The sequence below is a fragment of the Pseudomonas sp. GL_090 genome (genome assembly GCF_057837765.1).
Window position 1 is genome coordinate 3,922,494 of the sequence record NZ_CM174452.1, and the last position, 15,304, is coordinate 3,937,797.

Here is a 15,304-nt window from a genome sequence, read left to right on the forward strand (position 1 = left end):
CGATGGCGCCAGACCAGACAACATCAAACTTGAAGGTTCAGTGCCGACGCTTGAGGGTATCGGACGGCAGTTCGCCGAACTGCTTGCGGTAGCTGTCGGAGAACCGCCCCAGGTGCAGGAAGCCGTAATCCATCGCCACTTCGGTGACGTTGCGCACGTTGCAGGTCGGGTCGCTGAGGCAGGCGTTGATGCGTTCCAGGCGTTTCTGGCGCAGGTAGTTTTTCGGCGTAAGGCCGGCATTGCGCTCGAACAGTCCGTACAACGAACGCAGGCTCATGTGCGCCTGGCGCGCCAGTGCTTCGCTGTCGATGTCCTGCTTGAGGTTATTGGCGATGTAATCGGCAATCGCCTCGAACGTGGCTGTCTGCGAGCCCAGTTCGAGGCGGCAGACGTTGGTTTTCATCAGGCTGAGCATCTTGCTGACGATAATCTGCGTGTAATGCTCCTGCACCCTGGGGATCTGCTCGGTGGATTCGGCTTCCTGGCAGATCATCGCCAGCAGGTTGACGAAACCTTCCAGTTCATTGAGCTGATAACGGTTTTCGAGGAACCGCACGCCCTGCCCCGGATAGCGCCAGCGCTGCTCATCGCAGACCGATTCAAACAAGCGGGTCGGGACTTTGAGGATGAATTTTTCGCAATCGGCGGAGTACGTCAGGTCCACCGGATCGTCGGGGTTGATTAGCAGCAATTCGCCGGGAGCGAAGTAATGTTCCTGGCCGTGGCCGCGCCACAGGCAATTGCCGCGCAGCAGCACTTGCAGGTGATAGATGCTGTCCAGCGCACCGGACGTCACGCGCACACTGGCACCGTAGCTGATGCGGCACAGGTCGAGGCTGGCGAACTTGCGATGATCGAGACTGGCCAGCGGGCTGCCGGCACGGGGCATGAGAATGCAGTGGTTACCGACGTGCTGATTGACGTAGCCCGACACCGCGTAAGGGTCGGCATGGTCGAACACTCTGCTGCGCTGACTCAACAGTTGCGCTGGCATCATCAGGTCACTCTCGTTGTTGTTATAGGTTGCGTCGTTTCATTCTAGATCCGAAACCCTTGTAGGAGCGAGCCTGCTCGCGATGGACTCAAGGACGCCACGGGGCATCAGGTACCCAGCGTCATCGTTGACGTCCATCGCGAGCAGGCTCGCTCCTACAGGGGGCGGTGATCAGTCCTCGAGTGCGCGGACCCGCTCGTGGCGCTGTTGCTCTTGCGGCTGGGCCGACGACTGCAGGGTGAAATCGAACTCGATTTCGGCAAAACGACCGCTGACACCATGGGCCGCCGCGCGCTGTTGATCGTCGCTGAAGGTGATTTTGGCGATCAGCTCGTCACGGGTGGCGTAGGCGAAATCGTCGTGCAGGTACTTTTCGCCATCGAGGTTGATCTGGGTGGTCAGGTGGCGATGATCCGGCGCGGAAATGAAGAAGTGCACGTGCGCCGGGCGCTGGCCATGACGCCCCAGTTGATCAAGCAGTTGCTGGGTCGGACCGTCCGGTGGGCAGCCGTAGCCCGAGGGCACAATGCTACGGAAACGGTAGCGGCCTTCGGCGTCGGTAACGATGCGGCGACGCAGGTTGAATTCCGACTGCGTGGTATCGAAGTACGAGTAAGTGCCGCCGGTGTTGGCGTGCCAGACGTCCACCACAGCGCCGGCCAGGGGCTCGCCAGCGGTGTTGAACACACGGCCTTGCATGAACAGAGTCACACCCGGATCGACGCCATCGTCCAGACGCGCTTCGCCTTCCGACAGCGGCGCACCCGCCACGTACAGCGGGCCTTCGATGGTGCGCGGGGTGCCGCCGGACTTGCCGGCCTGCTCGTCTTCGGCGTCCATCAGCAGGTCGAGGTAATGCTCCAGACCGAGACCGGCCACCACCAGCCCGGCTTCCTGGCGAGCGCCCAGCACGTTGAGGTAGTTGACGGCTTTCCAGAACTCTTCCGGGGTCACGGCCAGGTCTTCGATGATGTTCACCGAATCACGCAGGATGCGGTACACCAGCGCCTTGGTCCGTGGGTCGCCAGCGTCGTTGAGCAGGCCGCTGGCCTCTTCGAGAAATTTCTGGACTTCGGCAGTGTGGGAAATCTTGACGTTCATTTTGAAGGGTTCCTCATCTTGTAATTATTAGCGTAGCGCGCTGAACAGGCTGGGCTCAGCGGTCGTCGTCACGGATGGAAGAAGGATGCCGGCACATCGCGTCGATCTCGATGGCCATGTACGGAAACAGTGGCAATTGCATCAACAGGTCGTGCAGTTCCTGAACGCTGTCGACATCGAACACGCTGTAGTTGGCGTAGTGCCCGGCGATGCGCCACAGGTGGCGCCACTTGCCTTGATCTTGCAGGCGCAGCGCCAGGGCCTTCTCGTCAGCCTTCAATTTGGCCGCCGCTTCGGGATTCATGTCGACCGGCAGGTTCACGGTCATTTTTACGTGGAACAGCATAATGCTCTCCTCAGGCTTGATGAATGGTCTTGTCGCGGCGGAAGAACGCCAGGCGCTCTTCATCCAGGCTCAGGCCCAAGCCCGGTGTTTTCGGCACGTGCAGTTCAAAATCGCGATACACCAGCGGTTCGCTGAGAATGTCTTCGGTCAGCAATAGCGGGCCGAACAGCTCGGTGTCCCACGCCAGTTTGTTCAGGGTGACGAAGGCATGGGCCGAAGCCATGGTGCCCAGGCCACCTTCAAGCATGGTGCCGCCGTACAGGGCGATGCCGGCCGCTTCAGCGATGGAGGCGGTGCGCAATACAGCGCGTGGGCCGCCGTTCTTGGCGATCTTCAGGGCGAACACCGAAGCCGCGCCTTCGCGGGCCAGGTTGAACGCATCTTCCACGCATTCGATGGATTCGTCGGCCATGATCGGCGCCGGGCTCATGGCGTTGAGGCGGGCCATGCCGGCGCGGTTGTTGCGCGAGATCGGCTGTTCGATCAGGTCGATGCCATTGGTGCCGAGAATCCGGCAGGCGCGTAGTGCCACCGCTTCGTCCCAGGCCTGATTGACGTCGACCCGAACGCTGGCGCGGTCACCCAGGGCTTTTTTGATCGCAATCACGTGGGCCAGGTCGCGGTTGACCTCCCCGGCGCCGATCTTCAGTTTGAAGATGCGGTGACGGCGCAGGTCGAGCATTTTTTCCGCTTCGGCGATGTCCTTCTCGGTGTCGCCGCTGGCCAGGGTCCAGGCCACCGGCAGCGCATCGCGAACACGACCGCCGAGCAATTCGCTGACCGGCAGGCCAAGGCGTTTGCCCAAGGCATCGAGCAGTGCGGTTTCGATACCGGATTTGGCGAAGGTGTTGCCGCGAATGCTGCGTTCCAGGCGCAACATGGCAGCGTTGACGTTGTTGCTGTCCTGGCCGATCAACAGTGGTGCGAAGTGCGTGTCGATGTTGGTCTTGATGCTGTCCGGGCTTTCGTTGCCGTAGGCCAGGCCACCGATGGTGGTGGATTCGCCGATGCCTTCGATGCCGTCGGCGCAACGCACGCGGATGATCACCAGGGTCTGGTTCTGCATGGTGTGCATCGCCAGCTTGTGCGGGCGGATGGTCGGCAGATCGACGATGATCGTCTCGATCGACTCAATGGCTGTTGCAAGCATTTCGATACCCGTCAGGTTCTTGAAGTTCTGGAATCGATTCTCGTACGGCTTTTTTCCTGAAGCCAATATAGAATTGGTCTGACTTGATACCTTAAAGGTATGCAACCGATCCGCGTCTGGAGGCTCCATGGAACTGCGTCACCTGCGTTATTTCCAGGTATTGGCTCAAACCCTCAACTTCACCCGCGCCGCCGAGCTGCTGCACATCGCCCAGCCGCCCTTGAGCCGGCAGATCCAGCAACTGGAGGACGAACTGGGGGTGATGCTGCTCGAACGCGGGCGACCGCTGAAGTTGACTGACGCCGGGCGATTTTTCCATGAGCACTCCACCGCCCTGCTCGAACAACTGAACAAGGTCTGCGACAACACCCGGCGTATCGGGTTGGGTGAGAAAACCTGGCTGGGTATCGGCTTTGCGCCTTCAACCTTGTATGGTGTGCTGCCGGAACTGATCCGGCGGTTACGCAGTGGCGAGCCGTTGGAGCTGGAGCTGGGGCTTTCGGAAATGACCACCCTGCAACAGGTGCAGGCGCTCAAGGCCGGGCGCATCGACATCGGTTTCGGCCGAATCCGTATCGACGACCCGGCCATCATCCAGACCGTGCTCACCGAAGACCGCCTGGTCGCCGCCCTGCCCGCCGGGCATCCGTTGCTCGCAGGTCCCATCAGCCTGCGGGATCTGGCCGGGGAACCCTTTGTGCTATACCCCGGCAATCCACGGCCGAGTTACGCCGACCATGTGATTGCCCTGTTCGAGTCTTACGGCGTGAGCATCCACGTCGCGCAATGGACCAACGAACTGCAAACGGCGATCGGGCTGGTGGGGGCAGGCATCGGGATCACGCTGGTACCGGCCTCGGTGCAGTTGCTGCACCGCGACGACATCGGCTTCACCCCGCTGCTGGAAGACAACGCCACCTCGCCGATCATTCTCAGCCGACGGGTGGGCGATGTGTCGCCGGGGTTGAACCATTGTTTGCGGATGATTGATGAGCTGTTGCCGCCGGCAGCGTAAGACGACGATCAGCCGGCAAACGCCCGGCGCCCTGCCTTCATCTCGGTACGCAACTCGCCGACAAAGTCAGAGATGGCGCGCACGCTGGTCAGCTCCGCCGTCGAAACACCGCTGATCAACAGCTCCACTCGCTTGGTGACGGGGTCGCAGACTTCGATGCGCAGCAGTCCGAGATTCTCCGTGCACTCGCACGACAGCGGCTCAAAACCGGACTCCACGATGTTGCAAAGCACTGAAATCGGAAGCATGGCCGGTCCCTCGGGCGACAGTTAGCTGGATTGGATCCGTTTCAGCATAGTTACACTTTGCCGATTTTGCGCCAGTAAATTGCCGTCAATTTTGTTATACCCCTCGCATTTCCGGCCATTCAGTGGGAATTACCACCCCAGATCCAGTTCCAGAACCCCGGTAATTCGACCGGCTGCGAATCGTCGCGCACGGTTCGCGCCATGGCCGCCCGCTGTAGCGCAGCCTGATCGTCGTAAAACGGCTTGTCGGCGGTTTTCACCCCGGTCTGTCGGGCACTGTCGAGCAAAATCTGCAGGTACTCACGGGTATGCCGGGCGGTATAGCGGTTGAGGTCGTGGAAGGTCACCACCACCGGAATCACGCCATCGACCACCGGCAATTCACCACGGGCAATGCGTTCGCGAACTTCGGACATCGAACGCAGCATGTGCGACCGGCGCCGGGGGCTGGCGTTGAAGCCCCAGATCTTGCCGTCATTGGCGCTCAAGTCGGTGAGCAACACGTGCAGGCCATGCTGCCGATAAGCGGCGAAGGTGCGTTTGTCGTAGTTCCAGAATGGCGGGCGCAACAGGGTTGGCGGGGCGCCGGTAATCGCGGCGATGTCGGTGCTGCCATCGGTGAGGGCCTGCTCCAACACTGGCGGGTCGAGGGAGCGATGATTGGTGTGCCAGGGTGTCGCCGTGTGAAAGCCCAGGACATGACCTTCGGCATGTTCACGGCGCATGATGTCCCGGCCCAACTCGCTGCCTCCGGCTCGCGGAGCGCGGGTTTGCACGAAGAACACGGCCTTGATGTCCGGTTGCAGCGGGTTTTGCGCCAGGCTCTCCAGTACCGTCACGGTCGGATTCCACCAGCTCGATGCACTGGGACCGTCATCGAACGTCAGCAGAAAGCGGATGGGGGGTTGTGCCTGCAAACGCTGCTCGGTCCGCGGAGTCATTTCAATCGGTGCGGCGATACAACCCAGCAGCCCCACTGCCAGGGCGCACACCGTCAAACACTTGAACAATGGTTTCATCTTTTGCCTTGGGCCAGACCATCACGGTCGGTTGGATAGAGTACACAGGGTTTGGTTCCGGTGCTTGCCAGGCCCGTTTCGTCGCCACCAACTAAACTGAAAAAAATGCTCAACCAGAGTGTCAGGCCATGTGCGGACGACTGTCGCAATACCGTGGAATCCACGACTTCGTAGCGGTGCTGAGCATCCCCGACGCGCTGATCAATCACGTCGGCAACGAACCCCTGGGGCACTATAACGCCGCCCCCACCACGCAACTCGCCCTGCTGCACCTGGAAAACGAGCGGCTGCACGCCGACGCCGTGCGCTGGGGTTGGCGACCGCACTGGGCGACGGATCGCACGGAGCCGGTCAATGCCCGGGTCGAGAAAGTCGCCCACGGCCCGTACTTCCGGGCGATCTGGCCCCATCGCGCGATCTGCCCGATTGATAACTGGTTCGAATGGGTCGACACCGGTGAGGCCAACAAACAACCGTGGTTGATCCGGCGACGGAACCGGGCACCTATTTACTGCGCGGCCATCGGCCAGTACCCCATCGGCGGAGCGCCTCACAGGGAGCACGACGGTTTCGTCATCCTGACGGCCGACAGCGCAGGCGGCCTGCTTGACGTGCATGACCGCCGGCCGGTGGTGTTTTCGCCCGAACTGGCGCGGGAATGGCTGGACCCGGCCACGCCCAAGGAGCGGGCCGAGGAAATGGCGCTATCCCAGGGCGAGGTCAGTGATGTATTCGAGTGGTACAAGGTCGACAGGGCCGTTGGTAATGTCAGGAACCAGGGCGCCGCGCTGATCAAGGAAGTTCCATGAACCTGTCAATCACGACAAAGCCCCGCGCAATGGCGCAATGCTGATTCTTTTTTGTAGGAGCGAGCTTGCTCGCGATGGACTCAGGAGCGCCGCGTTTAGCCAGTAAACACGCGTTATCGTTAACGACCATCGCGAGCAAGCTCGCTCCTACAGAGGATCTCATTCGCTTAACTGAACAGCATTACGCGCAATGGCGGGGCTCTGTTGTATTCCCGTACGACTCAGAACTTGCGGTCAGGCTCTGACAGTTCCTTACCGTCGTCAGGATGTTTCCAGTCCGGTACCGAACGTTTCTGCTCGTCAATCTCTTCCTCCGTGGGTTCGTCCTCGTCGTCTTCCAGGTCCGGTTGCTTGGGTTCATTGGCCATGTTCACCTCTCTTCCTGAAGGGATCGGTCATCAACTTAAGCTTAGATCAGTTCCCCTGCCCCGCTCAAAGCCACCAGCGCAACAAAAAGAAGAAGCCCATGCTCAACAGCATGCTGAGCAACGTATTGCGCGTGTAGAGCACCAGAGCGACCGCCACCAGCGAGCTGATCAGGTAGGGATTGTCCCAGTGCAGATTCAGCTGTTTTTCCGGCATGAACACAATCGGCCCGCAGATGGCGGTCAACATGCCCGGTACGGCAAACCCCAGGAACTGCCGGGCGTTGCTGCTCAAGCGTAGCGGCAGTCGCGGTTCCAGGAAAACATAGCGATTGAGGAACACCAACACGCCCATTCCGATAATCACTGCCCAGACCATCATGTGCGGCCACCGTAGAATTTATTGCAGACAAAACCGGCGGTCATGCCCGCCAGCCCCGACAGCACCAGCGCCGAACCCCATTGCCAGTAGCTGAACAACACCGAGCAGAACAGCGACACCGCCACGCACACCACGGTCGGCAGGTTGCGCACCACCGGGGTGATCAGGGCAATGAAGGTCGCCGCGATGGAGAAATCCAGGCCCAGGTGCTCAAGGCCGGGAATACTGCTGCCCAGCACAATGCCCGCCAGGGTGAACAGGTTCCAGGCGATGTAGAACGTCAGGCCCACGCCCAGGGCGTACCAGCGGTTGAATTGCTGTTTGTCGTGCTGGCAGGTCAAGGCGAACAGCTCATCGGTGAGCAAGAACCCCAGGCCCGCGCGCCAGCGTCCCGGCAAGGGCGAAATCACCGAGCGCATGCTCATCCCGTAGAGCAAATGCTGGGAGGTCAGCAGCAGCGTGGTCAGCAGGATCGAAAAAATCCCGGCACCGCCCTTGAGCATGCCGATGGCCACCAGTTGCGCCGCGCCGGCAAACACAATGCTCGACAGGCCCTGGCCTTGCAGGGGCGTGAGGTTGGCTTCGATGGCCATGGAACCGGCCAGCAAGCCCCAGGGCGCGGTGGCCAGGGACAACGGCATGATCGCCGCTGCACCGCGCAAAAAGGCACTGCGCGGCATGATTGAATTGGGCATGACGTTCTACAGACAGGGAAAGACCCCAGACTGTGCCAGCAGTCGCGGCCGAAGGCTTGAACAATCTTGCTCACTGATACGCGGCGTACCATTCATCGGCTGCCCGCTTGATTCGCCAAAGTGCTAACAACATGATGGCGCTGCATTTTCATCGAGGCAGGCCCTTCATGAGTTCAGTGGAAACCGACAGCGACGTTTATAAAACCCTGCTTGAGTCGACCCGGGCGATTCCCTGGCGCATCGATTGGAAAACCATGACGTTCAGCTACATCGGACCACAGATCGAAGAACTGCTGGGCTGGAAGCAGGACAGTTGGGCGTCGGTCAACGACTGGATCGAGCGCATGCACCCGGATGACCGCGACTACGTGATGGACTTCTGCGTCTCGCAATCGCGCGCCGGTATCGATCACGAGGCCGACTATCGCGCACTCACCGAAAGCGGAGAGTACGTCTGGATCCGCGATGTGGTGCATGTGGTGCGCAAGGACGGCGAAGTCGAGGCGCTGGTGGGTTTCATGTTCGATATCAGCGAGCGCAAGAAAACCGAAGAGCACCTGATCCGCCTGCAAAAACAGCTTGAAGAGTATTCCTTCCAGGACGGCCTGACCGGCATCGCCAACCGGCGCATGTTCGACACCGTGCTGGAACGGGAGTGGAACAATGCCCAGCGCACCGCCTTGCCGTTGTCGGTGATGGTGCTGGATATCGATTACTTCAAGCAGTACAACGACCATTACGGCCATATCAAGGGTGACGAATGCCTGCGCCGCGTCGCGCAAACCTTGTCCCTGGCGGCGAATCGGCCACGGGATTTCATCGCGCGGATCGGCGGTGAAGAGTTTGTCTGGTTGCTGCCGGAAACCGATGCCGAGTCCGCGCGGCTGGTGGCGCACAAATGCCTGCACCTGATTCGCCAGCAGCAGATTCCCCATGAATTCTCGAACGTGTCGAGGCTGCTGAGTATCAGCCTCGGCGTCGGCACCACCCTGGCATCGATGCATGCCACGGCCCTGGAATTCGTCGAACAGGTCGATCATCTGCTCTACCAGGCCAAGCACAATGGCCGGATGCGCGCCGAGTTCGCTGATTTTCGTGATTGACAAACGGCGCTCCGGCTTTTAAAACTGGGCGCCTCACTCAGGGTATAAGCAAGTATGTCCGCAACTTTCAATCTCGACTCTTCCGTCATTGGCTTGATTGCCAAGGCGCAAGGTTGCGTTGCGCACGCCCTCAAATCGAAGAAACAGTCGCTCATGTGACCGGGGCGCGCTGTCCCGTCAGATGAGCTGACAGGACATTGAGCGCGACGGACCACCCTCCCCTTGCTTACTCTCCTTCCATGCCCCTGACGGTGACGAAATCGGTCAACCATCAGGAGAAAGTGCATGTCAGCGTTTCAAGGTATCTGGGTTCCACTGGTCACACCCTTCCACAACGGCGCCATCGATTTCGTCGGTTTGCGCCGGCTGGTCAGCCATCTGCTGGAAAAAGGTGTCGACGGCCTCATCGTTTGCGGTACCACCGGCGAACCGGCGGCGATGGGCAAACATGAGCAACTGGCGGTGCTCGATACCGTGCTGGAGCTAGTGCCGGCGCAACAGGTGGTCATGGGCCTGGCCGGCAACAACCTGACCGAGTTGTTGCAGTTCCAGAGCGAGATCCTCAAGCGCCCGGTGGCTGGCCTGCTGGTGCCGGCGCCGTATTACATCCGCCCTTCCCAGGCCGGCCTCGAGGCGTTTTTCCGCACGGTCGCCGATGCCTCCAGCGCTCCGCTGATTCTCTACGACATCCCTTATCGCACCGGCGTGACCTTCGAGCAGGCGACCCTGCTCAACATCGTCGCCCACGAGCGGATTGTCGCCATCAAGGATTGCGGCGGTAATTTTTCCAACACCCTCGCTTTGCTCAACAGCGGCCTTGTCGACGTGCTGTGCGGCGAAGACAACCAGATCTTCAATGCCCTGTGCCTGGGCGCCAAAGGCGCGATTGCCGCGTCGGCGCATGTCCATCCCGAACTGTTCGTGCAGTTGCACCGGCAGATCCGCGACAACCGACTGGCTGAGGGCCGCGCCACGTTTTTCCGTTTGCTGCCGCTGATCGACAGCCTGTTCCTGGAACCCAACCCGGCCCCGGTGAAAACCGCGCTGGCCCTGGAAGGTTTGATCGGTGACGAGCTGCGCGCGCCCATGCAACGCAGCAGTGAATCGATGACCGAGCATTTGAAAGACGTGCTCGGTGCATTGGGCCGCGACAATCGATAGAGCGCCTGCCTGCGGCCCGAGTACCATGGAGCGATTCGTTCAGCCTTCAGGGGCACCGACATGCTGTACCGAATCGCCGCCGATGGGCTGATGCTGTTCCACTTGCTGTTCATTGTGTTCGTGTTGTTCGGCGGGTTGCTGGTGCTCAAATGGCGCCACCTGATCTGGTGGCATCCGCCGGCCGCCGTCTGGGGTGTGGCAGTGGAGTTGTTCCACCTGCCCTGCCCGCTGACCGACTGGGAGAACCGCATGCGCCATGGAGCCGGGCAAACCGGCTATGGCGGTGGATTCATCGAGCATTACATTTGGCCGGTAATTTACCCGGCGGGCCTGACGCCCGGCATTCAGTTGGGATTGGGCGTCGTGGTGTTGCTGATCAACGCGCTGATCTATCTTCGATTGATCAAGCAATGGGCCACCTGAATCTTCAACCAGTCTGACGGACCGGTTTGTCTGACTCCGGCCCCTCAGTTGGCAATCACGCTCATGTTCCGCCCACTGGCCTTGGCCACGTACAGCGCCTTGTCTGCCGCACCAATCAGGTCGTCGGGGCGGATCTGGGAAGCGGCGGTGCTGGCACACACACCGACGCTGACGGTCACGGTGCCTTCCGGGCTGTCACTGTGGGCAATGTCGGCCTGCAGTACCGCGCGGCGGATTTTCTCCGCCACCAGAAATGCCCCCACGTAGTCGGTGCCGGGCAGCACCACGGCAAACTCTTCGCCACCATAGCGGGCGGCCAGGTCACCGGGGCGCTTGATGTTGTCGGTGATGATCGCACTGACCTTGCGCAGACACTCATCACCGGCCAGGTGGCCGTAGCGGTCGTTAAAGGGTTTGAAATGATCGACATCAATCATCAGCAGCGCCAACTCGGACTGGCTGCGTCGGGCTCGGCCCATTTCGGCATCGATGAAAGCGTCGAGCTGACGCCGGTTGGCCAGCCCCGTCAGCGCGTCCTTGAGGGCCAGGCCTTCGAGGTTGCGATTGACCTCCAGGAGCTTGTCCTGGGTGTCCAGCAACTCGACCTGCACCAGGTTCTGCTGCTTCATCAGCTTGATAAGCCGAAACCCCAGTACCCCGAGAAAACCCAGCAACAGCATGACGATGCCGGTGCTGAGCAGTGTCTCCTTGCGCCAGCTGTCGAGCACTTCATCCTTGTTCAACGCGGTAAAAACGATCAGCGGATAACCCTCGACCCGGCGATACCCTATCACCCGCTCGACACCGTCGATGATCGACCTGATCGTGGCCGTACCCGCGTCGCCTTTGGGCAACAACTGAGTGAACAACGGGCTCTTGGCGAGGCTGGTGCCGATGTCCGCCTCCTTGAAGGGTCGGCGAATGACAACGGTGGCATTGTCGGCGATCAGGTTGATCACGCCGTTACTGCCCATGTCGATGCTGTCGTAGAGCTGCAGGAAATGACTGAGGTAAATCGACGCCAGCGCCACCCCGGCGAAGCTGCCGTCGGGATGATTGACCCGACGCGAAACCGTCACGATCCATTCGCCGCTCGAACGGCTCTTGATCGACGGCCCAATGTGCGGCCCACGGCTGGGGTTATCGCGATGGAAGATGAAGTATTCGCGGTCGGAATTGTTGACGCCGGTCTGGCCGGCGCCATTGGAATTGGCGATCCACTGCCCTTTTTCGTCGAAAACAAATACACCATGGAGCTGGCTCAGCTCACTGCGCTGGGCGCTGAGCAAAAGCGGCAGCCGGGATTTATCCACGCCGTCGTGCTCCAGACGATCGACCAGGGTGAACAGCAGCGTATCGGCTTGCTTGATCGAGGCCTGCGCTTGCGATGCCAGGGTCTGCGCAAGGTTGGACATCGCCACTTCCTTGTCCCGCAGGTGGTACTGGCGTGAGCTCCAGGCTTCCCAGATCACGATGACCACCATCGACAGGCACACCGCCACCAGCAGGATCACCGCCGAGCGGACCTTGAGCCGGGGCACGGCTGGCCGGAGCATTTCAATATGATCGTGGATCGACGGTTGTCCCATGGTGCTCCCTGATTGTTGGTGACAGGGCGAACTTTCCTGATCGCCGCTTTTGCTCACAATGCCTGATCCAGGCTCGCAATGATGTTAGCCCCTGACCTGCTTTACCGCCTCCAGCCATGCAGGATCCAGCCGCGTCTGTTCGATATCGATGCCCAGCGCTTGCATTCGCTCCTCGTGCCGGTCCATTTCGCGGATCAATTGGCCGTGGTCGCTGGAGTTGCCGTCGAGCTGATGCATCTGGTTCAACCCCAAATGGTAGAAACGCAACAGCTTCATCGCAACCGGATCGCCCTTTGCTTCGGCCGCCGTTACATGATGCATGACATTGGTGACGCTCATCAGGCTGCGCTTGAGTTGCCAACTGTAGACCGCGGGCTTCATCCATTCCTGTTGCCAGAATACCTTGCGCATCAGCACCGCCATCACCAGTACCGCAACGAACACACCACCGACGTTGAAACGCAGGTTGTCGCCCAAAGGCTCGCCGAACAGCGCCACCGCGGCCGTTGAGAAAGCCATCGCCAGCGCCAGAAAGATCAGGGCAATGATGACCGTGCTGCGCCGTGTCTGTTGCCGGTAGGTGTCGGCGTTCATCGGCTGGATTTCGAACATTGCGTCGGGTTTCCTTGGGTCCGGGACAAAAAGACAGCGAGCCATTATCGCCTCTGCGCGGGATTTAGCTATGCTGGGGCTCCATTTCATCTTTTCATCGTCAAGCCGGGGACATGGCAAGACCGCGCAGTTCGTGCCATCTTCTTTCATGAATACACATTATTCGGATGCCATTCGTAGTTGCTGTGTGAATGACATCGTTTTAAGGATCATTGAATGACCCAACGCCAAGTTATCGACGCCTCCGTCAGTCCCAAAGGCAGCCTGGAAACGCTCTCGCAACGGGAAGTCCAGCAATTGAGCGAAGCCGGTTCCGGCAGCACCTACAACATCTTCCGCCAATGCGCCCTGGCCATCCTCAACACCGGCGCCCATGTCGACAACGCCAAGACCATCCTTGAAGCCTACAAGGATTTTGAAATCCGCATTCACCAGCAGGACCGAGGCGTGCGCCTGGAACTGCTGAACGCCCCGGCCGACGCCTTCGTCGACGGCGAAATGATCGCCAGCACCCGGGAAATGCTGTTCAGCGCCCTGCGCGACATCGTCTACACCGAAAACGAACTCGACAGCCAACGCATCGATTTGAGCAGCTCCCAGGGCATCAGCGATTACGTCTTCCACCTGCTGCGCAATGCCCGCACCCTGCGCCCCGGCGTCGAGCCGAAGATCGTGGTGTGCTGGGGCGGACACTCGATCAACACCGAAGAATACAAATACACCAAGAAAGTCGGCCACGAACTGGGCCTGCGCAGCCTGGACATCTGCACCGGTTGCGGCCCCGGCGTGATGAAAGGCCCGATGAAAGGCGCGACCATCGCCCACGCCAAGCAACGCATCCACGGCGGTCGCTACCTGGGCCTGACCGAACCCGGGATCATCGCCGCCGAAGCGCCGAACCCGATCGTCAATGAACTGGTGATCCTGCCGGACATCGAAAAACGCCTGGAAGCCTTCGTCCGCGTCGGCCACGGCATCATCATCTTCCCGGGCGGCGCCGGTACGGCCGAAGAGTTCCTGTACCTGCTGGGCATCCTGATGCACCCGGGCAATAAAGGCCTGCCCTTGCCGGTCATCCTCACCGGGCCGAAACATGCCGCGCCGTACCTGGAACAACTGGACGCATTCGTCGGTGCAACCCTGGGCGACGCCGCCAGGCAGCACTACCAGATCATCATCGATGACCCGGCCGAAGTGGCACGGCAGATGACCCAGGGCCTCAAAGCGGTCAAACAGTTCCGCCGCGAGCGCAACGATGCGTTTCACTTCAACTGGCTGCTGAAAATCGATGAAGGCTTCCAGCGCCCGTTCGACCCGACCCACGAAAACATGGCCAACCTGAAGCTGAGCCTCGACCTGCCCGCCCACGAACTGGCGGCCAACCTGCGCCGCGCGTTCTCCGGCATCGTCGCCGGCAACGTCAAGGACAAGGGCATCCGCCTGATCGAAGAACACGGGCCGTACCAGATCCGTGGCGACGCGGCGATCATGCAACCGCTGGACCTGCTGCTCAAAGCCTTCGTCGCCCAGCACCGCATGAAACTGCCGGGTGGCGCGGCGTATGTGCCGTGTTATCGGGTGGTGGCGTAAGACTGAGCCATGGCTATCGTGAGCAAGCGCTCACACATTGGGTTCCCGGTTTTACTCGGGACTTGTGGCCACTGAAGATCCCTGTGGGAGCTTGCTCGCGATGACTGCTTGGCAGGCGATATGGATTTTTGAGGGTGTACATATCCATTTCTGCGGTAACGGCCGCTATTGGTTCCGCCCTTACGGCGGGTCACTTTCGAAAAGCGCGAAAGTAACCAAAGCGCTCTGCCCCTGACATTCGGTGCCTCGCCGTGGCTCGGCATGCCCTCGCTCCGGTCCTGCTCCGTGGGCCCGCCGCCATCGGCCATCCATGGCCGGCGGCGGCTAACCCGGCATCCATGCCGGGTTGCCCACTGCGCAGAACCTGCGCTCGGCCTCACGAGGGAGCGTACACCGCAACAGCGTCCGAGGCGGCCTACCGGCCGGCCTGTTTGCTGGGTGCGTTCGTCTGTGATGTATCTTATCGACCGGAAGGCCACCATCGCGGGCAAGCCCGCTCCCACAGGTATCGAGTGCATCTGCAAGATTTCGGTCGACTGGCAGGCCGCTATCGCGAGCAGGCTCGCTCCTACAGTTGATCCAGGTATGCCTGCAAGAGATTGGTCGGCTGACAGGCCGTCATCGCGGGCAAGCCCGCTCCCACAGGTATCGAGTGCATCTGCAAGATTTCGGTCGGCTGGCAGGCCGCTATCGCGAGCAGGC

General features: G+C 60.6%; 17 protein-coding genes. 6 read left to right on the forward strand and 11 right to left on the reverse strand.

The annotated features are described in order from the left end of the window. Positions 1–37 precede the first annotated feature (37 nt). The 4 genes from AC3ITA_RS17520 to AC3ITA_RS17535 form a co-directional block, all read right to left on the reverse strand. Positions 38–997 (reverse strand): AraC family transcriptional regulator, encoded by a 960-nt coding sequence (locus AC3ITA_RS17520; protein WP_095942880.1) that lies wholly within the window; start codon positions 995–997, stop codon positions 38–40. A 168-nt stretch (positions 998–1,165) separates the two neighbouring features. Continuing rightward, positions 1,166–2,095, reverse strand: a complete 930-nt coding sequence (gene catA / locus AC3ITA_RS17525; protein ID WP_095942879.1) for a catechol 1,2-dioxygenase — start codon at positions 2,093–2,095, stop codon at positions 1,166–1,168. 55 nt (positions 2,096–2,150) lie between these two features. Further along, positions 2,151–2,441, reverse strand: a complete 291-nt coding sequence (gene catC, locus AC3ITA_RS17530; RefSeq protein WP_034150962.1) for a muconolactone Delta-isomerase — start codon at positions 2,439–2,441, stop codon at positions 2,151–2,153. A 10-nt stretch (positions 2,442–2,451) separates the two neighbouring features. Next, positions 2,452–3,591: a muconate cycloisomerase family protein gene (locus AC3ITA_RS17535; protein ID WP_489278052.1), complete on the reverse strand. Its 1,140-nt coding sequence runs from the start codon at positions 3,589–3,591 to the stop codon at positions 2,452–2,454. A 127-nt stretch (positions 3,592–3,718) separates the two neighbouring features. Between AC3ITA_RS17535 and AC3ITA_RS17540 the strand changes: the two genes are divergently transcribed. Continuing rightward, positions 3,719–4,606 carry a LysR family transcriptional regulator gene (locus tag AC3ITA_RS17540; RefSeq protein ID WP_489278054.1) on the forward strand — a complete coding sequence of 296 codons (888 nt, stop codon included), beginning with the start codon at positions 3,719–3,721 and terminating at the stop codon, positions 4,604–4,606. A gap of 8 nt (positions 4,607–4,614) precedes the next feature. On the opposite strand, the gene AC3ITA_RS17545 is transcribed toward AC3ITA_RS17540, so the two are convergent. Next, positions 4,615–4,854 (reverse strand): DUF1652 domain-containing protein, encoded by a 240-nt coding sequence (locus AC3ITA_RS17545; protein WP_056723537.1) that lies wholly within the window; start codon positions 4,852–4,854, stop codon positions 4,615–4,617. 119 nt (positions 4,855–4,973) lie between these two features. Next, positions 4,974–5,873: a polysaccharide deacetylase family protein gene (locus tag AC3ITA_RS17550; protein ID WP_489278056.1), complete on the reverse strand. Its 900-nt coding sequence runs from the start codon at positions 5,871–5,873 to the stop codon at positions 4,974–4,976. 128 nt (positions 5,874–6,001) lie between these two features. On the opposite strand from AC3ITA_RS17550, the gene AC3ITA_RS17555 reads away from it, so the two are divergent. Then, a complete protein-coding gene (locus AC3ITA_RS17555; protein WP_095942876.1) occupies positions 6,002–6,682 on the forward strand; it encodes an SOS response-associated peptidase family protein in 681 nt (226 codons plus the stop codon). Between the two features lie 221 nt (positions 6,683–6,903). On the opposite strand, the gene AC3ITA_RS17560 is transcribed toward AC3ITA_RS17555, so the two are convergent. The 3 genes from AC3ITA_RS17560 to AC3ITA_RS17570 form a co-directional block, all read right to left on the reverse strand. Further along, positions 6,904–7,050 carry a hypothetical protein gene (locus tag AC3ITA_RS17560; RefSeq protein WP_191628440.1) on the reverse strand — a complete coding sequence of 49 codons (147 nt, stop codon included), beginning with the start codon at positions 7,048–7,050 and terminating at the stop codon, positions 6,904–6,906. A 64-nt stretch (positions 7,051–7,114) separates the two neighbouring features. Further along, positions 7,115–7,426 carry an AzlD domain-containing protein gene (locus tag AC3ITA_RS17565; RefSeq protein WP_162130365.1) on the reverse strand — a complete coding sequence of 104 codons (312 nt, stop codon included), beginning with the start codon at positions 7,424–7,426 and terminating at the stop codon, positions 7,115–7,117. Further along, positions 7,426–8,124 carry an AzlC family ABC transporter permease gene (locus tag AC3ITA_RS17570; RefSeq protein ID WP_095942875.1) on the reverse strand — a complete coding sequence of 233 codons (699 nt, stop codon included), beginning with the start codon at positions 8,122–8,124 and terminating at the stop codon, positions 7,426–7,428. The genes AC3ITA_RS17565 and AC3ITA_RS17570 overlap by 1 nt, the downstream gene beginning before the upstream one ends. Before the next feature lie 167 nt (positions 8,125–8,291). Between AC3ITA_RS17570 and AC3ITA_RS17575 the strand changes: the two genes are divergently transcribed. The 3 genes from AC3ITA_RS17575 (at position 8,292) to AC3ITA_RS17585 (ending at position 10,811) form a co-directional block, all read left to right on the forward strand. Continuing rightward, positions 8,292–9,227, forward strand: a complete 936-nt coding sequence (locus AC3ITA_RS17575) for a sensor domain-containing diguanylate cyclase (protein WP_095942874.1) — start codon at positions 8,292–8,294, stop codon at positions 9,225–9,227. Positions 9,228–9,512: 285 nt separating this feature from the next. After that, entirely contained in the window at positions 9,513–10,388 is an 876-nt protein-coding gene (dapA, locus tag AC3ITA_RS17580) for a 4-hydroxy-tetrahydrodipicolinate synthase (RefSeq protein ID WP_095942873.1), read from the forward strand. A gap of 60 nt (positions 10,389–10,448) precedes the next feature. Then, complete coding sequence (locus AC3ITA_RS17585) at positions 10,449–10,811, forward strand: DUF2784 domain-containing protein (protein WP_095942872.1); 363 nt, start codon at positions 10,449–10,451, stop codon at positions 10,809–10,811. A gap of 44 nt (positions 10,812–10,855) precedes the next feature. Here AC3ITA_RS17585 and AC3ITA_RS17590 read toward each other — a convergent pair whose 3' ends face one another. Further along, on the reverse strand, positions 10,856–12,400 hold the full coding sequence (locus AC3ITA_RS17590) for a sensor domain-containing diguanylate cyclase (protein ID WP_095942871.1): 1,545 nt from the start codon (positions 12,398–12,400) through the stop codon (positions 10,856–10,858). Positions 12,401–12,484: 84 nt separating this feature from the next. After that, on the reverse strand, positions 12,485–13,057 hold the full coding sequence (locus AC3ITA_RS17595) for a DUF3087 domain-containing protein (protein WP_095942870.1): 573 nt from the start codon (positions 13,055–13,057) through the stop codon (positions 12,485–12,487). A gap of 171 nt (positions 13,058–13,228) precedes the next feature. Between AC3ITA_RS17595 and ppnN the strand changes: the two genes are divergently transcribed. Further along, positions 13,229–14,602, forward strand: a complete 1,374-nt coding sequence (gene ppnN / locus AC3ITA_RS17600; RefSeq protein WP_095942869.1) for a nucleotide 5'-monophosphate nucleosidase PpnN — start codon at positions 13,229–13,231, stop codon at positions 14,600–14,602. Positions 14,603–15,304: the final 702 nt, after the last annotated feature.